This window comes from Pandoraea sp. NPDC090278, assembly GCF_044772185.1.
GTDB lineage: Bacteria > Pseudomonadota > Gammaproteobacteria > Burkholderiales > Burkholderiaceae > Pandoraea.
In genome coordinates, this window is record NZ_JBIVYJ010000001.1 from 1,721,648 (window position 1) to 1,742,790 (window position 21,143).

At 62.4% G+C, this 21,143-nt stretch carries 17 protein-coding genes; 10 read left to right on the forward strand and 7 right to left on the reverse strand.

Annotated elements, in window-relative coordinates; all coding sequences use genetic code 11:
• Positions 1-43: 43 nt before the first annotated feature.
• Complete coding sequence (locus ACIQWO_RS07290; RefSeq protein ID WP_402821168.1) at positions 44-691, reverse strand: DUF2939 domain-containing protein; 648 nt, start codon at positions 689-691, stop codon at positions 44-46.
• Positions 692-926: 235 nt separating this feature from the next.
• Between ACIQWO_RS07290 and ACIQWO_RS07295 the strand changes: the two genes are divergently transcribed.
• Positions 927-1,241, forward strand: coding sequence for a hypothetical protein (locus ACIQWO_RS07295; RefSeq protein WP_402821171.1), 315 nt, complete (start codon positions 927-929; stop codon positions 1,239-1,241).
• A 34-nt stretch (positions 1,242-1,275) separates the two neighbouring features.
• Here ACIQWO_RS07295 and zapE read toward each other — a convergent pair whose 3' ends face one another.
• The 4 genes from zapE to ACIQWO_RS07315 all read right to left on the reverse strand — a co-directional run bounded on the left by zapE (position 1,276) and on the right by ACIQWO_RS07315 (position 8,220).
• On the reverse strand, positions 1,276-2,373 hold the full coding sequence (zapE, locus tag ACIQWO_RS07300; RefSeq protein ID WP_150663026.1) for a cell division protein ZapE: 1,098 nt from the start codon (positions 2,371-2,373) through the stop codon (positions 1,276-1,278).
• A 108-nt stretch (positions 2,374-2,481) separates the two neighbouring features.
• Positions 2,482-3,912, reverse strand: coding sequence for a dihydrolipoyl dehydrogenase (lpdA, locus tag ACIQWO_RS07305; RefSeq protein ID WP_402821175.1), 1,431 nt, complete (start codon positions 3,910-3,912; stop codon positions 2,482-2,484).
• A gap of 94 nt (positions 3,913-4,006) precedes the next feature.
• Positions 4,007-5,275, reverse strand: a complete 1,269-nt coding sequence (gene odhB, locus ACIQWO_RS07310) for a 2-oxoglutarate dehydrogenase complex dihydrolipoyllysine-residue succinyltransferase (protein ID WP_402821178.1) — start codon at positions 5,273-5,275, stop codon at positions 4,007-4,009.
• Positions 5,276-5,364: 89 nt separating this feature from the next.
• The gene (locus ACIQWO_RS07315) at positions 5,365-8,220 is read right to left on the reverse strand and encodes a 2-oxoglutarate dehydrogenase E1 component (RefSeq protein ID WP_402821181.1); all 2,856 of its coding nucleotides are present in this window, start codon (positions 8,218-8,220) and stop codon (positions 5,365-5,367) included.
• A 552-nt stretch (positions 8,221-8,772) separates the two neighbouring features.
• Here ACIQWO_RS07315 and ACIQWO_RS07320 point away from each other — a divergent pair.
• The 4 genes from ACIQWO_RS07320 to ACIQWO_RS07335 all read left to right on the forward strand — a co-directional run bounded on the left by ACIQWO_RS07320 (position 8,773) and on the right by ACIQWO_RS07335 (position 13,488).
• Positions 8,773-10,641, forward strand: a complete 1,869-nt coding sequence (locus ACIQWO_RS07320; protein ID WP_402821184.1) for an assimilatory sulfite reductase (NADPH) flavoprotein subunit — start codon at positions 8,773-8,775, stop codon at positions 10,639-10,641.
• A 19-nt stretch (positions 10,642-10,660) separates the two neighbouring features.
• Complete coding sequence (locus ACIQWO_RS07325) at positions 10,661-12,403, forward strand: NADPH-dependent assimilatory sulfite reductase hemoprotein subunit (RefSeq protein WP_402821187.1); 1,743 nt, start codon at positions 10,661-10,663, stop codon at positions 12,401-12,403.
• 90 nt (positions 12,404-12,493) lie between these two features.
• Positions 12,494-13,051, forward strand: coding sequence for a nucleotidyltransferase domain-containing protein (locus tag ACIQWO_RS07330; RefSeq protein ID WP_402821189.1), 558 nt, complete (start codon positions 12,494-12,496; stop codon positions 13,049-13,051).
• Complete coding sequence (locus tag ACIQWO_RS07335; RefSeq protein ID WP_402821192.1) at positions 13,051-13,488, forward strand: hypothetical protein; 438 nt, start codon at positions 13,051-13,053, stop codon at positions 13,486-13,488. The genes ACIQWO_RS07330 and ACIQWO_RS07335 overlap by 1 nt, the downstream gene beginning before the upstream one ends.
• Before the next feature lie 86 nt (positions 13,489-13,574).
• Here the strand turns inward: ACIQWO_RS07335 and ACIQWO_RS07340 are convergent, their stop codons facing one another.
• On the reverse strand, positions 13,575-13,982 hold the full coding sequence (locus ACIQWO_RS07340) for a hypothetical protein (protein ID WP_402821195.1): 408 nt from the start codon (positions 13,980-13,982) through the stop codon (positions 13,575-13,577).
• Between the two features lie 112 nt (positions 13,983-14,094).
• Entirely contained in the window at positions 14,095-15,717 is a 1,623-nt protein-coding gene (locus ACIQWO_RS07345; RefSeq protein WP_402821198.1) for a methyl-accepting chemotaxis protein, read from the reverse strand.
• A gap of 332 nt (positions 15,718-16,049) precedes the next feature.
• Between ACIQWO_RS07345 and ACIQWO_RS07350 the strand changes: the two genes are divergently transcribed.
• The 5 genes from ACIQWO_RS07350 to ACIQWO_RS07370 all read left to right on the forward strand — a co-directional run bounded on the left by ACIQWO_RS07350 (position 16,050) and on the right by ACIQWO_RS07370 (position 21,139).
• Positions 16,050-16,352, forward strand: a complete 303-nt coding sequence (locus tag ACIQWO_RS07350) for a hypothetical protein (protein ID WP_402821201.1) — start codon at positions 16,050-16,052, stop codon at positions 16,350-16,352.
• A 140-nt stretch (positions 16,353-16,492) separates the two neighbouring features.
• Positions 16,493-17,125 carry a LysE family translocator gene (locus ACIQWO_RS07355; RefSeq protein WP_402821903.1) on the forward strand — a complete coding sequence of 211 codons (633 nt, stop codon included), beginning with the start codon at positions 16,493-16,495 and terminating at the stop codon, positions 17,123-17,125.
• A 221-nt stretch (positions 17,126-17,346) separates the two neighbouring features.
• Positions 17,347-19,863, forward strand: coding sequence for a penicillin-binding protein 1A (locus ACIQWO_RS07360; protein ID WP_402821204.1), 2,517 nt, complete (start codon positions 17,347-17,349; stop codon positions 19,861-19,863).
• A gap of 218 nt (positions 19,864-20,081) precedes the next feature.
• Positions 20,082-20,819, forward strand: a complete 738-nt coding sequence (locus tag ACIQWO_RS07365) for an AzlC family ABC transporter permease (protein WP_402821207.1) — start codon at positions 20,082-20,084, stop codon at positions 20,817-20,819.
• Positions 20,816-21,139, forward strand: coding sequence for an AzlD domain-containing protein (locus ACIQWO_RS07370; protein ID WP_046292276.1), 324 nt, complete (start codon positions 20,816-20,818; stop codon positions 21,137-21,139). Before ACIQWO_RS07365 ends, ACIQWO_RS07370 begins: the two co-directional genes overlap by 4 nt.
• The last annotated feature ends 4 nt before the right edge of the window (positions 21,140-21,143 follow it).

Genomic DNA, 21,143 nt, shown 5'->3' on the forward strand with positions numbered 1-21,143 from the left:
CAACTGACCGGAAAGCGCGGGTCGATGAGAGGGATTAGAAGGATTAGAGCGGCGGCAACGCAATGGCCGTCAATCGCCACTGCACGACGTTACGGCGCGTGAGCGTGAACGTCACGACACGTTCCGGGCGGTCGCTGCGCGAAACGTGTACGAGGAAGTGATTGAAGTCCTGAAACTCGGTACGCGTTGTCGTACGCGGCGGTTGGTTTTCCGGGGTGGCTGGCGCTCCCGACGCGTTGGCGTCGCTATTCGCCGGGGGTGTAACGGGTGCAGGGGGTGCGGCAGGTGCCGCTTGCGGCGCGCTCGATTCGGCTTGCGGCGGCACCACATCGCGCGGCGCGGGCGCACCCGGTGCAGGCGGCAACCCCGTACTGTCGCCGCGCAACATCGCAGCAACGGCTTCCGGCGTCAGCAACGCCTCCACCACACGATCGGACACCCAGCCGCCCAAAGCCAGTGCTAGCGCGCCAAAGGCGTTGCTGCGCTGTTTGTCCATCTGACGGGAAAGCTCGTCGTGAAGGCTCATCTTCAGACTTTCGCGCACCGCCGGATAGTCGACGTACGACGACAACGTGGTGGCGTCACGGGCATTGGCGGCATCGCGCGCGCGCCACAAGGTGTAATACGGCGTGCCGAACAGCAGCCCCAGTACGACAAGCAGGGCCACCACAACCAGAGAAAGCTTACGCATTGCAAGACTCCGACATTCAAAACAGCGCATGGTAGGCGACGTATTACGCGCAGCCCCCATCGGCTTACATTGCTTTACAAATCTTTACAGCACGTCGGCCGTTACGCTTTTACTCTCGAAGCGTAGCCGCATTTGCCGTGGCGTGCCGACCAGCCTACCCGGCTGGCATGGCATTGGCACGACAAACGGGGATTTCGTCCAATCAAGGCAGCTCAACCGACAAGGAGGTGGCACCATGCGTCACAACCGACTTGTCCGGATACTGTGTTTCGTCATGCTGGCCGGTGCGTCGTGGGGCGCTGCGGCCCAATCGTCGTCGGACGGCCGATTCTTCCAGGGCTGGTTCGCGCAGGCTACCGATCGTCCGAACGGACGCGGCGATAATCATGGCGGGGCACGGCCTGGACCGTCCCGTGGGCAACAGCAGGAAGTTCGGCCGCAAGGCGACCTGCGGGGCGACATCTACAACCACATCCGCGAGCAGCGACAGCCGCCGCCTCCCCCGCCGCCGGACTCGCGCCAGCGCAATCGTGGGGACCGGGGGCGCTGAGCGCCCCCCTCTGCTTGCGGCGATGTGAAGGACGTCAGGTCAGCGAGGTATCCACCACGCGACGCGGCGCTTCCAGATACTCCAGCGACTGCATTTCCACGAGTCGCGACACGGTGCGCGTGAACTCGTTGGAAAGCGTCCCTTCCGTGTACAGCTCTTCCGCGGGCACTTCGGCCGACATCAGCAGCTTGACCTTGTGGTCGTAGAACACATCGACGAGCCAGGTGAAGCGACGCGCTTCCGAGGCCATACGCGGCGTCATCTTCGGCACGTCCGAGAGCACCACAGTGTGAAAACGGTTGGCCAGTTCCAGATAGTCGTTTTGCGAACGCGGACCACCGCACAACGTATGGAAGTCGAACCACACAACGCCGCCCGCGCGACGCAGCGCCTTGAGTTCGCGCTGTTCGATGTGCAGCAGCGGACTCTCGTCCGGCACACCGGCAATCTCGCTGAATGCCGCGCGCAACGCACGGTTGGCTTCGTTGCCCAGCGGGTAGTGATACACCTGCACCTGCGCCAGCGTACGGCGACGATAGTCGATGCCGGCGTCGACATTCAGCACGTCGAGCTTATCTTCGAGCAAGCGGATAGCGGGCAGCACGCGGTCGCGGTGCAGGCCGTCCGGGTACAACGTGTCGGGACGATAGTTCGACGTCATCACGAACTGCACGCCGTTCTTGAAGAGTTCGGCCAGCAAGCGGTGCAGGATCATGGCATCGGCCACGTCCGAGACGTGAAACTCGTCGAAGCAGATCAACCGGTAGCGCTTGGCGATGCGCTTGGCGAGTTCGTCCAGCGGATCGGGTAGCCCTTTGAGCGCCTGCAACTGGTGATGGACTTCGCGCATGAACTCGTGGAAGTGCAGACGCGTCTTGCGCTGCAACGGTACCACCGAGTAAAAGCTGTCCATCAGGAAGCTCTTGCCACGTCCCACGCCGCCCCAGAGATAGACGCCCTTGGGCAGGTCCGGATGCACGAGCCACTTCTTGAGCGTGTTCGAACGCTTGGACTTGTACGCCGCCCATTCGTCGTAGCATTGCTGCAGACGCTCGACGGCGCGCTCCTGCGCTTCGTCGGGCTTGTAGCCGCGCTCGGCCAATTCTTGTTGGTAGTATTCGCGAACGTTCATGCAGTGCGGCGACGAGCCGGCGCCGGGGGGCAAAAGTAACAACGGAAATCGGGAAAAAACAAAGGCGAGTCGCCTCGCCTTTGTTCGTACAGGTAAGCGTAAAGCGGCTTACTTGTTCAGTGCACGCTTCTCGACATCGAGGGCGGCTTCACGCATCACTTCCGACAGCGACGGGTGCGGATGGCAGATACGGCCGATGTCTTCCGACGCAGCCTTGAACTCCATCGCGACCACGGCTTCGGCGATCAGGTCCGAAGCATTCAGGCCGATCACGTGCACGCCGAGGATTTCGTCGGTCTTGGCATCGGCCAGCACCTTCACGAAACCGTCCGACGAGCCCATGCCCAGTGCACGGCCGTTGGCAGCAAACGGGAACTGACCCGGCTTGAACTCACGGCCTTCGGCCTTGAGTTGCTGCTCGGTCTTGCCGACCCATGCGATTTCCGGCGAGGTGTAGATCACCCACGGAATGCAGTTGTAGTCGATGTGCGGCTTCTGACCTGCGATGACTTCGGCCACCAGCACGCCTTCGTCTTCCGCCTTGTGCGCGAGCATCGGGCCACGTACCACGTCGCCGATCGCGTACACGTTCGGCAGCTTGGTACGGCAGTGGTCGTCCACCGGAATGAAGCCGCGCTCGTCGGTCGCCAGACCGATGTTGCCCAGACCCAGATCGTCCGTGTTGGGCACGCGACCGACCGACACGATCAGGCGATCGACTTCGAGCGTGTGCTCCTTGCCGTCCTTGTCCGTGTAGTTGACCGTCACGTTGTTCTTGCCGGTCTTCACTTCGCCGACCTTCACGCCGACCGTGATGTCCAGACCTTGCTTCTTGAACTGCTTGGCGGCTTCCTTGGCGACACCGGCATCGGCGGCAGCCAGGAATTCCGGCATGGCTTCGAGCACGGTCACTTCCGAGCCCAGACGACGCCACACCGAACCCAGTTCCAAACCGATCACGCCTGCGCCGATCACACCCAGCTTCTTCGGCACGGTGTCGAACGAGAGCGCACCTTCGTTATCCGAGATGAGCTTGTTGTCGACCGGCATGCCCGGCAGATGGCGGGCCTTCGAACCCGTGGCGATGATGACGTTCTTGGCCGTGACCGATTCGTTCTCGGCGCCCGTCACATCGATCTGGTAGCCACCGTCGTTCTTCGCGACGAGCTTGCCATGACCCTTGAGCCACGTGATCTTGTTCTTCTTGAACAGATACTCGATACCACCGGTCATCTTGTCGACGATGCCTTGCTTGCGCGTGAGCATCTTGGCGATGTCGATCTTGACATCCGACGTGGTGATACCGTGATCGGCCAGGTGATGACCGACCTTCTCGAATTCTTCCGACGACGCGAGCAGTGCCTTCGACGGAATGCAACCGACGTTCAGGCACGTGCCGCCCAGCACCATCTTGCCGGCCGGGTTGGTCCACTTCTCGACGCAAGCGACGGAAAAGCCGAGTTGAGCAGCGCGGATCGCGGCGATATAACCGCCGGGGCCGGCGCCGATAACGACTACATCAAATTCTTTGTTTGCCATTTTGAGACTCAGTGAAGGTTGACGGCAGGGGGAGGCGCGGCGCGCCGACCACGAGAGACATGGCCGGGCGACACCGCGCAGTGCGCGCTAACGCTTACAGGTCGAGCAGCAGACGGGCCGGATCTTCCAGCGCTTCCTTCATGGCGACGAGGCTCAGCACGGCTTCGCGACCGTCGATGATACGGTGGTCGTAGCTCATGGCCAGGTAGTTCATCGGGCGGATGACGATCTCGCCGTTCACCACCACAGCGCGCTCCTTCGTGGCGTGAACGCCCAGAATGGCCGACTGCGGCGGGTTGATGATCGGGGTCGACAGCATCGAGCCGAACACACCACCGTTCGAGATCGAGAACGTACCACCGGTCATTTCTTCGATCGACAGCTTGCCGTCGGCAGCCTTCTTGCCGTACTCGGCGATCTTCTTCTCGATGTCGGCCAGGCTCATCTGATCGGCATTGCGCAGGATCGGCACCACCAGACCACGCGGCGAGCCGACAGCGATACCGATGTCGAAGTAGCCGTGGTAGACGATGTCGTTACCGTCGATCGAGGCGTTCACGGCCGGGTACTTCTTGAGCGCGTGGACAGCAGCCTTGACGAAGAACGACATGAAACCCAGCTTCACGCCGTGTTCCTTCTCGAACTTGTCCTTGTACTTGTTGCGCAGGTCCATCACCGGCTTCATGTCCACTTCGTTGAACGTGGTCAGAATGGCGTTGGTCTGTTGCGATTGCAGCAGGCGCTCGGCGATACGGGCGCGCAGACGCGACATCGGCACGCGCTGTTCCGGACGGCCTTCCAGCGACGTGTCGCGGCCAGCCGGTGCGGACACCGACGGCAGTGCGGCACGTTGTGCCGGTGCCGGGATCGACGAAGCGGCAGCAGCGGCCGGCTTGGCGCCAGCAGCCAGAGCGTCGCCCTTGGTCACGCGGCCATCGCGGCCCGAACCGGCGACGTCACCGGCCGACAGATTCTTCTCGGCCAGCACCTTGGCAGCAGCCGGGCTGGCGATATTGCCCGAAGCACCACCGGCTGCGGGGGCAGCGGCCGGGGCAGCAGCGGCAGCAGGCGCGGCGGCTTCTGCCGGTTTGGCAGCGACCGGGGCGGCAGCGCCGGCCTTGGCTTCGGTGTCGATCTTCGCGATGATCTGCTCGGACGTCACGGTGTCGCCAGCGTTGGCGGTCACTTCGATGAGCACGCCAGCAGCGGGTGCCGGCACTTCGAGCACGACCTTATCGGTCTCGACTTCAATGATGGTTTCGTCCTGAGCGAATGCTTCGCCGACTTTCTTCTTCCAGTCGAGCAGCGTGCCTTCGGAAACCGACTCGGAAAACTGGGGGACTTTGACTTCAACAATGGCCATTTCTGGATCCTGGATTCGATAAACGTTCAATTCGGAAATACGGCAGCGGCCGTCCCTGGGGGAGGACGACCGCTGTAAGACCTAACCGGTTACTGCACCACAGTCGCGCCCTTGAGGCCACGACCGAAAGCCGTATCGAGCAGCGTCTTGAGCTGTTCGTAGTGCTTGGCGTAGTAGCCCACAGCAGGCGAGGCCGAAGCCGGACGACCGGCATACGCCAGCTTCTGACCGGCGCTCATGGCTTCGAGCAGGTGGTGTTCGATGTAGAACCACGGACCCTGGTTTTGCGGCTCGTCCTGGGCCCACACCACTTCGGCGAGGTTTTCGTACTTCTTCAGCTCGTTCTCGAACGCCTTGTGCGGGAACGGGTAGAGCTGTTCCACACGGACGATCGCGACTTCGTTCGACTTCTCTTCACGACGGCGAGCAATCAGGTCGTAGTACAGGCGGCCCGAGCAGGCCACAACGCGCTTGACCTTGTTCGGGTCGATCGTGGCGTCGGTTTCGCCGATGACGGTCTGGAAACCACCCTTGACGAGTTCCGACAGGTCGCTCACAGCTTCCTTGTGACGCAGCAGCGACTTCGGCGTGAACACGATCAGCGGCTTGCGCTGCTGACGGATCATCTGACGACGCAGCACGTGGAAGATCTGTGCCGGCGTGGTCGGCTGAACCACTTCCATGTTCGTATCGGCGCACAGTTGCAGGTAGCGCTCCATACGTGCCGACGAGTGCTCCGGACCCTGGCCTTCGTAGCCGTGCGGCAGCAGCATCGTCAGGCCCGAAACGCGGCCCCACTTCACTTCACCGCTCGAGATGAACTGGTCGATCACGACCTGTGCACCGTTGGCGAAGTCGCCGAACTGGCCTTCCCACAGCACCATCGTGTTCGGCTCAGCGGTCGAGTAACCGTATTCGAAGCCCAGCACAGCTTCTTCGGACAGCACCGAGTCGATCACCGTGAAGGTGGCCTGACCGTCTGCCACGTGTTGCAGCGGGACGTACGTACCGTCGTTCCAGCGCTCACGGTTCTGATCGTGCAGCACGGCGTGGCGGTGCGTGAACGTGCCACGGCCGGCGTCCTGACCCGTCAGGCGGACGGCGAAGCCCGATGCGACCAGCGAGGCGTACGCCAGGTGTTCGCCCATACCCCAGTCGAGCGGCTGCTCGCCCAGACCCATCTTGCGACGGTCGTTGATGACCTTCTCGACGAGCGGGTGAACCTTGAAGTTCGCCGGAATGGTCGTGATGCGCTCGGCCAGACGCTTGATCTCGGCGAGCGGCACGGCCGTATCGGCCTTGTCGATGTACTTCTTGTTCAGGAACGGCACCCAGTCAACCGCGTACTTGCTCTTGTAGTTCGAGAGCACCGGGTCGATGGTGTGGTGGCCGTCGTCCATGGCCGAACGGTAGGCCTTGACGAAACCGTCGCCTTCCTCGGCCGTGATCACGCCTTGCGTGACCAGCTTTTCGACGTACAGAGCGCGCGTGCCCGGGTGTTGGGCAATCTTCTTGTACATCAGCGGCTGCGTCACTGCCGGGGTGTCTTGCTCGTTGTGGCCCAGTTTGCGGAAGCAAACGATGTCCACGACGGCATCCTTCGCGAACTCCTGACGGAATTCGAGGGCCAGTTGCATGGCCAGCACGACCGCTTCCGGATCGTCGCCGTTCACGTGCAGCACCGGCGCTTCGATCATCTTGACCACGTCCGAGCAGTACGTCGTCGAGCGCGCATCGCGCGGGTCCGACGTCGTGAAGCCGATCTGGTTGTTGATGACGATGTGCACCGTGCCGTGCGTGCCGTAACCACGCGTTTGCGCGAGGTTCAGCGTTTCCATGACAACGCCCTGACCTGCGAAGGCGGCGTCGCCGTGAACTTGCACCGGCAGCACGCTGGCCGCGTCGGCTTCGCCGCGACGGTCCATACGGGCCTTGGCCGAGCCTTCGACCACCGGGTTCACGATTTCAAGGTGCGACGGGTTGAACGCCAGCGACAGGTGGACCGGGCCGCCCGTCGTCGAAACGTCGCTCGAGAAGCCCTTGTGATACTTCACGTCGCCTGCCGGCAGGTCGTCGACGTGCTTGCCTTCGAATTCGGCAAACAGATCCGACGGCATCTTGCCGAGGGTGTTGACCAGCACGTTCAGACGGCCACGGTGAGCCATGCCGATCACGATTTCCTGCACGCCCTTGGCGCCGGCGTGATGCACCAGCTCGTCCATCGCCACGATGAACGATTCGCCGCCTTCGAGCGAGAAGCGCTTCTGGCCGACGAACTTGGTATGCAGATAACGCTCGAGGCCTTCAGCGGCCGTCAGGCGTTCGAGAATGTGCTTCTTCTTTTCAGCGGTGAAGTTGGGCGTTGCACGCACCTTCTCCAGACGCTCTTGCCACCAGCGCTTTTGCACCGGATCGCTGATGTACATGTACTCGGCGGCGATCGAGCCGCAGTACGTGTCGCGCAGCGCCTTGAGCAGATCGCGCAGGCTGGCTTGTTCGAAACCGAAGTACGTGTTCTCAGCCGAGTACACGCTGTCCATGTCGGCTTCGGTCAGGTCGTAGAACGCGGGTTCCAGTTCCGGAATGGCCGGACGTTCCTGACGCTTGAGCGGGTCCAGATTGGCCCAGCGTGCGCCGAGGAAGCGGTAGGCGGCCACGAGCGACTGCACGTGTACCTGCTTGCGGGCAACGGCCAGGTCGGAAGCACCGGCATGCGACACGAAGGCATTGGCCTTGGCGCGCTGGGCGAACGACTCCACGATCGGGGCGTGAGCCACGTCGTTGGCGTTGGAACCATCAACAGCGGGAACGTTTTGCAGCGCGTCGAAATACTGGCGCCAGTTGTCCGGCACGGAAGCCGGATTATCAAGATACGATTCGTACAGCTCTTCGACGTAGGGGGCATTGCCACCGAAGAGGTACGAGTTCGCTTGGAATTGTTCCATCAAACTCATTTTGCGCTCACCTTTTCACGAGTGTCTCGAGAAATAGCGGGTTACTAGAAACCTTCCGCGACACGGCCTGACCGATTAGCGGATTGCGAGAATCAAGTGGTGCTTGGAAGGACCTGATCAATCACGGCGAGGAGCATAGCACGTTTTCCCGGCACTCACCGCCCCGGAAAGCCGTCGTACGGGGACTTGCGGGGTGCCCGTCGCATGGGTCCCCGCCCCTGTCGTTTGCTCTGTCGAACGCGCGCTCGCATTGCCGCGATCCTGCGCATATCCGACCCCGATTTCACAACACCTGCCCCCGATTTGGCCGCGAACATGCCGTCATCGCGCGTATTCGTATTACGCCCCCTAGACCGGTTATTCACCCGTCCCTATATGACGATATGGAAATTGGATATATCAAAATTAATTTTTATTATTTTAATTTCTAAAGCCCAGGGGATAGGGTGATGTGTATCCCTTGCCGGTCCATTGCGGGGGCGGCTAGACGGGACTGATCCGCCGTAGCGCCCCGCCGGTCCGGCCTCTGGAGCCAGGACCGACATGCAAGAGACTTCGCCGCTTAACCTTCAGCAAGTCCAGTTGCTCAGCCAACTGGTCGATGGCCTTTCCGCCGAGCAGATGGCCTGGGTGCGGGGATTTCTCGCCGGAATCAATCACTCGGTCCGTCAGACCGGCCAGCCGGCGGCGGTCACCGCGGCAGGGAGCGCCAGCGCACCGCAACTCACCATCCTCTATGGCTCCCAGACAGGTCACGCGCAGGAAGTCGCCGAACAGGCGAAGGCACGTGCGACGGCCGCCGGGTTCAAGGTCGATCTGTTCGCAATGGGGGATTACAAGGCGTCTCGCCTGAAGCACGACAAGCTGCTGCTCATCGCAGTGTCGACGCAAGGTGAAGGCGAACCGCCTGACGACGCCCGCGACTTCTACGATTTCCTCCACAGCGACAAAGCCCCCCGGCTCGACGGCACGCGCTTTGCCGTGCTTGGGCTGGGAGACTCCAGCTACGAGAAGTTCTGCCAGACAGGCAAGGACTTCGACACCCGATTGGCTGCACTCGGTGCCGAGCGTCTGATCGCCCGGGTGGACTGCGACGTCGACTACGACACGCCAGCCGAGCGCTGGATCGACGGCGCCATCGAAGCGCTCAAACCGCTCAAACAAGTCGTGGCATCACAGGCATCGGCCACGAGCACGGCCGCCAACCTTATGGACAGCCTCTCACTTGCCGCGCTGGCGGGCGGCGTGGGCGGCATGGGGGCGATGACAACGACCGAGTCCCACTACAGCCGAAAAAACCCGTTCGACGCACCGGTGCTGGAGAACATCACCCTGTCAGGGCGCGGTTCGTCCAAGGAAGTCCATCATCTGGAACTCTCGCTCGAAGGCTCGGGGCTGACGTATGAACCCGGCGACGCGCTGGGCGTCGTGGTGAAAAACGACGCGCCTCTCGTCGACGAACTGATCGACACCCTCGCGCTCGACCCGCAGGCCACGACCACGACACACGACAGCACCCTCAGCCTGCGCGACGCGTTCGTCAACGCCTACGACATCACCACGCTCTCGCGCGCGTTCCTCGAGAAGTACGCCGCCCTCGCCGAGTCGACCGAGCTCAGGACGCTACTCTCGGCAGGCAACGAAGTGGCATTGCGCGACTATCTCTATGGGCGCGACGTACTCGACGTCGTGCGGCAGTTCCCGGCGCGCAAGCTCAAGGCGGCCGAATTCGTCGGCACGTTGCGCACACTTCAGCCGCGGCTGTACTCGATCGCATCGAGTCTGGCGGCCAACCCGGAGGCGGTCCACATTACGGTCGGTGCGGTGCGCTACGACAGCCACGGACGTGCGCGTCGCGGGGTAGCGTCAACCTATCTGGCCGACATCACGGATACCGCCCGCACGGGTGCGTCGGTGCCCGTCTACATCGATGCGAATCGCAACTTCAAGCTGCCGCAGGACGCACATGCGCCAGTCATCATGATCGGACCGGGCACCGGCATTGCGCCGTTCCGGGCATTCGTGGAACAGCGCCAGGCGCTCGATGCACCGGGCAAAAACTGGCTCTTCTTCGGTGACCGTAATTTCCGCACGGACTTCCTCTATCAGCGTGAGTGGCAGCGCTATGTGAAAGATGGCGCACTGACGAAAATCGATCTCGCCTTTTCGCGCGACACCGAAGACAAGGTGTACGTGCAGCAACGCCTCCGCGAGCAAGGCAAAGCGGTGTACGAATGGCTCCAGGAAGGCGCGTATCTGTACGTCTGCGGCGACGCAGAGCACATGGCGCGCGACGTCCATGCTGCGCTCACCGACGTCATCGCAGAACATGGCGGCCTGTCGCAGGAAGCTGCCGCCGAATACGTGAAGACGCTGCAACGCGAGAAGCGCTATCAGCGCGACGTCTATTGACGCAGGACAGGCACCTCACATGACACAAGCCAACCCAACCGGGACCGCGCCGTCGGCAACCCGCTCGGAAGTCGAGAAGATCAAGGACGTCAGCCAGTATCTGCGCGGCACGATTGCCGAGGGGCTGGCCGATCCGCTCACGGGCGCGATCTTCGAGAAGGACGCCCAGTTGCTGAAATTCCACGGCTCCTGCATGCAGGACGACCGCGACCTTCGAACTGAGCGGCAGAAGCAGAAACTTGAGCCTGCGTATCAGTTCATGATCCGTCTGCGCATGCCGGGCGGCGTGTGCACGCCCGCGCAGTGGCTCAGGCTCGACGAGCTCGCACAGAAGTATGGCGGCAACACGATCCGGCTCACCACGCGTCAGACGGTGCAGTATCACAACGTCCTCAAGCATCAGTTGCGCCCGCTCATCCGGGGCATCGACGAAGTGGCGATGACGAGCATCGCGGCGTGCGGCGACGTCAACCGCAACACGCTGGTGTCGAATAACCCTCACCTCTCGCCCGCGCACGCCGAAGCGCTGGAATGGTGCCTGAAGATCGACCGGCATCTGCTGCCGCAAACGACCGCCTACCGCGAGATCTGGCTGGGCGACAAGCGCCTGGGCGCAGGCAAGGAGGATCACGAACCGATTTACGGCAAGCACTATCTGCCGCGCAAGTTCAAGATCGCCATTGCGATTCCGCCGAACAACGACGTCGATCTCTACGCCAACGATCTCGGCTTCATCGCTATTGTGGGTAACGACGGCAAGCTCGACGGCTTCAACGTCGCGGTCGGCGGCGGCATGGGCATGACGCATGGCGACGCGGCGACGTATCCGCGCACAGGCACGGTGATCGGCTACATTCCGGCCGAGCGCATCGTCGACGTTGCCGAGAAGGTACTGCTTGTGCAGCGCGACTTCGGCGACCGGACGAACCGCAAACACGCGCGTCTCAAGTACACCATCGACGACCGGGGTGTGGCGTGGTTCCGGGAGGAGCTCAACCGGTATCTCGGCTGGCGTCTGGACAGCGCGCGGCCATTCCACTTCACGACCAACGGCGATCAATACGGCTGGCTCAAAGGTGCTGACGACCTGTGGCATCTCACGCTGTTCATCCAGAACGGCCGCGTGAAGGATTGGGACGACTATCGGCTGATGACGGGACTACGCGAGATCGTGAAGGTGCACGACGGCGACATTCGTATCACCGCGAATCAGAATCTGATCGTTGGACGGGTGAGCGAAGCGAAGAAACCGCAAATCGAAGCGCTGGTGCGCGAGTATGGCCTGCTCGACGGCGAGCACCAGAGCGCATTGCGGATCAATTCGATGGCATGCGTCGGCTTTCCGACGTGCGGGCTGGCGCTGGCCGAGAGCGAGCGCGCCCTGCCCGGTCTGGTGACGCGTCTGGAGAAAGTACTGGACGACGCGGGGCTGACGGGCGAGCCGATCACCCTTCGCATGACGGGCTGCCCGAACGGATGCGCGCGGCCGTACATCGCGGAGATCGGTCTGGTCGGCAAATCGGCGGGCAAGTACAACCTGTATCTCGGCGCGGGCTTTCACGGTCAGCGCCTGAACAAGTTGCACAAGGAGTCCGTGAGCGAAGACCAGATCGTTGCCGAGCTGACGCCGCTCTTTCGGCGATATGCGCAAGACCGTGCCCCCGGGGAGCCCTTCGGCGACTTCCTTGTGCGTCAGGGCGTCGTCCCGGCAGTCGTGGAGGCCCGGGAAGATTTCCACGGCCAGGGTCGCAGCGAGTCGTGAATCCTTAAATTAGGGATCGTCATCCCCATATTGAGGATTTGATGAAAATCCTTATAATAGGGACGATCATCCCTCTTTTGAGGATTAACCATGAGCCTCGCCGACTTCCTGTTCACCCCCGGGTTGCAGCGCGTACTTGGCGCAACACTTCTACACCCCGAGCGAAGCTTTACGCTTCAGGACCTGCTTCGTCTGGCGGACAGCGGCCGGGGTAGCGCACAAAAGCAAGTCGACCGTCTGGTTGATGTTGGCGTGCTCAGGGAGGACGAGCGGCGTGGCCGTCAGCGGAGCATCCGCGCCAACACCGAATTCGCGCTTTACCCCGAGCTCGTGGGCATCGCGCGCAAGTCCTTCGGTATTGTGGAACCTCTGAAAAACGCCCTGTCGCCGTACGCCGATCGAATCACGTCGGCATTCGTCTTCGGATCGGTCGCCAAAGGGACCGACAACAGTCACAGCGACGTTGATTTGATTGTGATTGGGGACGTTCAGCTACTCGAACTTTCCGAGGCCATGCAAGATGCAGAACAGCGCTTGATGCGCCCCATCCATTTCTCACTTTATGAATCTTCCGAGTGGGCTGACCTGATAGAGTCCGACCCCGTCATGGCCCAAATTGCCGAGGGCCCCACGCTCAGGATTCTGTAATGCCACGCCCAACCGAGTACGACAACCTCGTCGAAAGACGTGCTTTCGAAGCCGTCACGTCTACACCCGGCGCAGTCGCCAGATATTTGAGCAACGCGGCCGATTACAAAGCCACCGCCGACGAGTTACGTGGTTCGCGACCGATGCAGTTGTTTACTTTGGCTTACGAAGGGTATTTCCAAGTTGTACAAGCCGTACTTGAGTTCTACCAAGTCCGCACCAAAGAAGCAGGGCGCAACCTGGCGATTCAGCGTGTTTCAACTTCGCTCGGCGTGACCCCTCAGGAATTCGCCTTCATCACGAGAGCGCACGAGCGCCGCAACGGCACGTCGTGCGAATCCCCTTTTCCACCGGTTTCAAAGAATGAAGCCGCGACGATGCTTGCGGTGCTAACCAAGTACCTGCCAGTCGCACACGCACTGACGGGCGCGTCATAAGTCCGACGCCAACCGCGGAAACGCACCAACAAAAAAGCCCCGACACTTTCGCGCCAGGGCTTTTCTTCTTTCCGATGCGACCGATGTCAGTCGTTGCTGCCTGCGTACGGCACCATGCAGCGCTTGACGGTGTTCTCGAAATCGCGCGACAGGTTGCTGCCCGGGGTTTCGAAGTACTGAACGCGTGCGCCGAAGCCACCTTGTTCAATGTCGACGTACGGATTGTAAATCGCGTTGTTGTCCTTGTCGTGACCGCGATACACGCGCACGCGGTCAGCCCCCTGACGGGCATACGACGTCGAATCGACGTTCTGCGACAACTCGCTCCAGCCGTGATAAATGCAGTTGAGCACCATGAAACGATCGGCACTGGTTCCCTGGTCGATCAGTCGACCCGTCGCCGGATCGGGCCGGCTCATCTGGTTGATCGGGCCACAGCCTGCCATCAGGCCAGCCAGCACGGCCACCGTCCCCATCAGCGCCACTCGCTTCATACTTCGACACCCTCAACTGAGCAAAAGATGGGCAATGTTACCCGGTTCGGCGCATCACCGCCATGAACACGCCCATTGCACACAGTCTCGGCAGTCGTTCGTCAGGCCGCGATCACGCTGCCAGAGAGAGCCTCGTATCCTCCACAGCATGCAGCGCAACACGCCGCGTCCCGGCCGATGCCACGCCTTCGTCACCCAGCCGGAATCGCGCCATTTCCTCGCGTAGCGCGTTCGTCTGATCCTCCAGCGAGGCAGCCGCAGCCGCCGCCTGCTCCACCAACGCTGCGTTCTGCTGCGTGACGGTGTCCATCTGCGTGACGGCTTGATTCACCTGCTCGATGCCGCCACTCTGCTCGTCCGACGCCGCCGAAATCTCGCCCATGATGTCGGTCACACGTTGCACGGCTTGCAGGATCTCGTCCATCGTTCGACCGGCTTCAGTCACCAGCGTCGAGCCGTCCGACACCTTCTGCACCGACGCCTCGATCAACCCCTTGATCTCACGTGCAGCCGTCGCGCTGCGTTGGGCCAGCGTGCGCACCTCGCCAGCCACCACGGCGAAACCGCGCCCCTGCTCACCCGCTCGCGCCGCTTCCACCGCCGCATTGAGCGCGAGGATGTTGGTCTGGAACGCGATGCCGTCGATCACCCCGATGATGTCCACGACCTGCGACGAACTCGCCGAGATGCCCTGCATCGTATCGACCACGCGTGCGACGACCTGCCCACCGCGAGCAGCGATATCCGAAGCGTTCACTGCCAACTGGCTCGCCTGGCGCGCATTGTCGGCGTTCTGTTTGACGGTCGCCGTCAGCTGCTCCATCGACGATGCGGTCTCCTCCAGCGAGGCCGCCTGCTGCTCGGTGCGCGCCGACAGATCGGTATTGCCCGCCGAGATCTCGGCCGTGGCGGTCGCCATCGCATCGCAACTGTGACGCACACCGCGAATCGTGCCCGCCAGTCGCGACTGCATCGTCTCCAACCCACGCATGAGCATCGACATTTCGTCCTTGCCGCGCACTTGCACCGGGTTGTCGAGTTGCCCCGCCGAGATATTTTCGAAGTGCGTGAGCGCCTCGCCCAGCGGCCGCATGATCGCGCCGCGCAGCGAGAAATAGCAGGCGACGGCCATGAGCACGCCCAGCACCGTCGCCCCGATGCTCAGCCAGCGGAACGCCGTGAGCTCCGTCATCGAGGCTTCGTACGTGTCTTGTCCGAGCTTCATCTTGTATGCCGCCAGCGCGTCGCTCGCGGCCGTGAGCGACGCGTAATGCTTGGGCAGCACGTTCATCGTGATGTCGTCCATCGCGGTGCGGTCGCGCGCATCGATGGCGGCCAGCATCGGATCCATGCCCTTATCGAAGAAAGTCGCGCGACGTGTCGCGACATCGTCCGCCATACGCTGCTCCTCGGCACCGTGCGGCAACGCCTGATACGCGGCCCACGCAGCATTCGCATTCTTGATCATGTTGCGCGCACGCGCCGCCACCTTGTCGGCGTCGGGCGATTCGGGATGCAGGACCACGCGATCGAGAATCGCGCGGGTACGGGCAAGTGTGGCGTTATCTTTACCGAGTGCCACCGTGGCGGCGAGGTGATTGGCGTACGTCTCGCGAAGCGCATCGCCGGTGCGTGTCATGCCGGCAATGCCCAATGCGCCCAACAGAATCAACAAAACAGCCAACAACGCCATGGTGATGCCCAGGCGCGCCTTGATCGAAAAGCTCCGAAACATGCTGTCGTCTCCGTCTTACGTGATGGGTAGCTCACCCCTGTCCGGCCTCTTTTGGGCCGGTCATACTTGTCACATCGGCGTGCCTCACGCCAGACTTGAGCATCCTGCGGGTTTACGTGCCTGTGCGCCAAGGTATCGGTCGGCGTCGGATTGATCGATATCAAATGACTGGCGTCCGGCATTCGGTGCTCGTGACGTCTTGTGGATCGAAACGAAGGAATACCGATAAGAACACCGGTCAGGCACGGAAGGACGGCAGAATGCTGCGGGTGACTGGGGGGTCAGCGCGATCTTATTACGTTTTTTATATATACCGACGATATATTCTAATCATGATTGAAGGACTTGAGAAACTGTTGGCGGCTGGCAAAGACAACGCCCTGCTGCGCTTCGGCCTCGGCAAAGCCTATCTCGACGCGCAGAACTTCGCGGTCGCGGCCGATCACCTGACCCATTGCGTCGCGTTCGATCCCAAGTACACCGCAGCGTGGAAGCTACTAGGTAAAGCGCGTCAGGGCGCCGGGGACATTGATGGCGCGCGCGACGCGTGGACGCAAGGCATTACCGCCGCGCAGGCGCATGGCGACCGTCAGGCCGAGAAGGAAATGACCGTCTTTCTCAAACGGCTGGGCTGATTTCTCAGGGAATCCAGGAGAATTTCGGCCCGATGTGACTGAACGGTTCAGGCAACCGGCGTGCGCGCCGAGTGCGTGGTATCTTGCGACTTGCTCTTCAGATATGGCGCGGACGCATCGCCGTTCCAGCCACCACAACCATGCCCGCACTCTCCACCTGGCTGGCCTTCGCGCTGGTCGCCATCGGCATGGCCCTGACGCCAGGGCCGAACATGATGTATCTCATCTCGCGCTCGCTATGTCAGGGACCGGCCGCTGGCCTCGTGTCGCTGGGCGGCGTGGCGGTTGGATTCGTCGTCTACATGTTGTGCGCCGCCTTCGGTATCACGGCCCTGCTCTTCGCCGTGCCTTATGCGTACGACGTGCTGCGCTTCGGCGGTGCGCTCTACCTGCTGTGGCTGTGCTGGCAAGCGCTCAAGCCGGGCGGCCGCTCGCCGTTCGAAGTGACGACGCTGCCTAAAGACAGCAATCGGCGTCTCTTCACCATGGGCCTGTTCACGTCCGTACTCAACCCGAAGATTGCAATGCTTTATCTGGCGTTGCTGCCCCAGTTCGTGCATCCCGAGCATGGCAGCGTGCTGACGCAGTCGCTGGTGCTGGGCCTCACGCAGATCGTGGTGAGCGTGGCAGTGAATGCCTCCGTCGCTCTGTCGGCCGGTTCCATCTCACGTTTCCTCGGTCAGCGTCCCGCGTGGCTGCGCATCCAGCGCTGGCTCATGGGCGGCATGCTCGGCGCACTGGCGCTGCGCATGGCGACCGAAGCGCGCCGTTGAGCGTACGTCATGCCGCTTAGTTGGCCACTTGATCGGCCGTCGGGCGAACGCCCTGCGTGGACGTCGCTCTAACCCTTCGCCGTCTGCCACGCAGCGCCCCCTCCCACTTTTTTGGGGGTGTCGCCCCGAGCGTGGCATACTGCACCGATTTCGCCGCGCGGCGGGGATCCACGCAGCGCTAGGCCGGCCGGCCTGTTCCCATCCTGCATTCTTCGTTGGGTATGTCCTTGAAGCATTGTTTGCCGCCTCGTGCGCCGTCGCATCGCGCGCACCGTAAGTCCCCCGTCATCACGCCTCAGGCGCAGTCATCGCACGCCGCCTCGCCTTCACCCCACCGTCTCCCCCGTGGTCAGCGCGGATTCGGCACGCTTGCCGTCATCCTTGCCACGCTGGCAGGGTTAGCCGTCGTCGCGGCCCTGATCGTCGGCTACGCGATGATCGTCATGCGCCCCAACCTGCCCGCGCTTGACGTCATCACCGACTACCGGCCCAAGGTGCCGCTGCGGATCTACACGTCCGATAACGTGCTGATCGGCGAATTCGGCGAAGAGCGACGCAGTCTGGTGACCATCGACCAGATTCCGGATGTGATGAAGAAGGCGGTCCTCGCGATCGAGGATTACCGCTTCTACAATCATGGTGGCGTCGACTTCATCGGCATTCTGCGCGCGGGTGTTTCCGACGTGATGCACGGCGGTGCGTCGCAGGGTGCCAGCACGATCACCATGCAGGTCGCGCGCAACTTCTTCCTCTCCCGCGAGAAGACAGCGACCCGCAAGATTTATGAAATGCTGCTCGCGTACAAGATCGAGTCCGCGCTGTCGAAGGACAAGATTCTCGAGCTGTACATGAACCAGATCTATCTGGGACAGCGCGCCTACGGCTTCGCCAGCGCCGCGCGCATCTATTTCGGCAAAGACCTCAAGGACATCACGCTTGGCGAAGCCGCCATGCTTGCCGGTCTGCCCAAGGCCCCTTCAGCTTACAACCCGATCGTCAACCCGAAGCGCGCGAAGATTCGTCAGGAATACATCCTCAAGCGCATGCTCGATCTGGGCTACATCTCGCGCAATCAGTACGAAGACGCCCTGCATGAGCCGATCCGTACGCGCACGTCCGGCAATGAGTACAACGTCCACGCCGAATACGTAGCGGAAATGGTGCGTCAGGCGGTGTACGACGAGTACAAGGACGACGCCTACACGCGCGGCCTGACCGTCATCACCACGCTCGATTCCAAGAAACAGCAGGCCGCCTATGAGGCCGTTCGTGCAGGCGTGCTCGATTACGAGCGCCGCCATAGCTACCGCGGCCCCGAAGGTTTCGTGGAGCTCCCGGCGGCCATGCCCGATCGTCAGCAACTGATCGAAGACACGCTGCTCGAACACCCGGATAACGGCGATCTCGTGGCCGCTGTGGTCGTGGCCGCAAGCAGCTCGCAAGTGACGGCAGTTCCCCTCTCGGGCGACGCCGCCGTGATCAACGGCGATGGCATCGGATTCGCAGCGTCGGCACTCTCGGCCAAGGCCAGCGAGAAGGTCCGCATCCGCCCCGGCTCGATCATCCGCGTGATGAAGGACGCGCGCGGCAAGTGGCGCATCTCGCAACTGCCCGAAGTGCAAGGCTCGCTCGTCTCGCTCTCGCCGGACGACGGCGCGATTCGCGCCCTGATCGGCGGCTTCGACTTCAACCAGAGCAAGTTCAATCGCGCGACGCAGGCATGGCGTCAGCCGGGCTCGACGTTCAAGCCGGTCGTGTACTCGGCGGCAATCGAAAAGGGCGTGAGCCCCGCGACGATGGTGATGGACGGCCCGCTGAACCTGCCACCCGCGCAGACCGGCGGTCAGGCGTGGGATCCGCACGACGATGACGCCTTCAGCGGCCCGATGACCGTGCGCGAAGGCCTGCAACGCTCCAAGAACCTCGTAGCCATTCGTCTGCTGCAATTCGCGGGCACGCAATACACGCAGGATTACGCCACGCGTTTCGGCTTCGACGCCGACAAGGTGCCGCCGTATCTGCCGATGGCGCTGGGTGCCGGACAGACAACGCCGCTGCAACTCGCCGGTGCCTATGCGGTGTTCGCGAATGGCGGCTACCGTGTCGCGCCGTATCTCATCAGCGAGATTCGCGATGCACGCGGCAACGTCCTGAACAAGGCGACGCCGGTCGTGGCAGGCGTGAACGCTGCCCGTGCGATTTCCGCACCGAACGCGTACATCATGAACAGCCTGCTGCAATCGGTAGCGCAGCGCGGAACGGGCTCCGGCACGAACGTGCTCAAGCGCGCCGATCTGGCTGGCAAGACGGGTACGACGAACGATGCGCTGGATGGCTGGTTCGCTGGTTATCAGCACTCGCTCGTGGCGGTCGCGTGGATCGGTTTCGATCAGCCGAAGACGCTGGGTAGCCGTGAATTCGGTGCGCAACTGGCGCTGCCGGTGTGGACCAAGTACATGGGCGTGGCGCTGAACGGCGTGCCGCAACAGCAAATGGCCATGCCTGAGGGCGTGAGCGTGGTGAACGGCGAGTTGTACGAGACGGACAAGTTGCCGGGCAACGGGTTTGTCGCGAGCATCGGCGTCGACGACAACAGCGGTGGCTTCTCGCTGCCGTTCTTCGGCAACGGCTCGCCCTCGCCTGCCGCGCCGCCACCCGCCGCCGCGCAACCGCCCTCGCCGGGCGGCACGGATGCTAGTGAAAAGGCCCGGATTCTGGACATGTTCAAGCATCCCTAAGCCTCCACTAGCCTCCATTAGTCACCGCTAGACTTTGCCAATGACGGCCACCGAACGGTGGCCGTTTTTGCGTCGACGTCCCATCCCTTGACAGGAGGGCAAGCGCAAGAACGTACAAGCCGACACACGGTGCAAAACGTTATGCTCGGGGCGTCGAATGCCCCTTTTTGCCCTTTTTCCCTTCGACCTAACACCTCAACCCACAGGAACGTCTCACCATGCCGGTTCTGTCCCGCTCGGCAAGCTTTGCCGCAGGTGCCCGCGACACGTTGCCGATGATCGTCGGCGCAGCCCCGTTCGGCCTAATCTTCGGCGCGCTGGTCGCCACCACGCCACTAGCCCTCTGGCACGGCCAACTGATGTCGCTCACCGTGTTCGCGGGGTCGAGCCAGTTCATCGCTGCAGGGCTTTTTGCGACGGGCGTCGGCTACGCCGTGCTGTGGGCGACGACGTTCATCGTCAACCTGCGCCACATGCTGTATGCCGCGAATCTGCTGCCGCACGTGAAGCATCTGAACCTGCGCTGGCGCGCGCTGTTGGGATTCCTGCTGACGGACGAGACGTTCGCCGTGACGAGCAGCCACTTCCACCGTCATCCCGACGATCCGATGGGCCACTGGTACTTCCTCGGCTCGGCGCTGTCGATGTACGTGAACTGGCAAATTTGGACGCTCGCAGGCCTGTTGTTCGGCGCCGCGTTTCCGCGTCTGCAAACGCTGGGCCTCGACTTCGCGATGGTCGCGACCTTTATCGCCATCATCGTGCCGCAGATGGCACGCATGCCCTGGGCCGTGGCGACGGTCGTCGCAGGCACGGCGGCGTATCTTTGTCAGTCGCTGCCCTATAAGCTCGGCCTGCTGGTCGCTGTGGCGCTAGGCATCGCGGCGGGCATGCTAGCGCTGCATGCGAAGCGTCGCGACGGCGCACAACCGACGTCGACGCGAGGTGCCCAATGAACTACGTCCTGGCAATTCTCGGCATGGCGACGGTGACGTTCGCGGTCAAGGCGGGCATCTTCGTGCTGGGCGACCGCGTGCGGTTCCCTGAATGGTTGCGCGAAGCGTTGTCGTTCGTCCCGGTGACGGTGCTCACGGCAATCATCGTGCCGATGACGTTAGCGCCACATGGCAACGGGCTTGAACTGACGTGGCGCAATCCACAACTCGTGGCGGCCCTCGTCGCCATCGCCGTCTGTGCGGCGACACGCCATCAGTTGCTCACGATCGGCGCGGGGCTCGCGGTGTTTTTCGCGTGGCAACTGGGCGTATTGGGATAGCAGG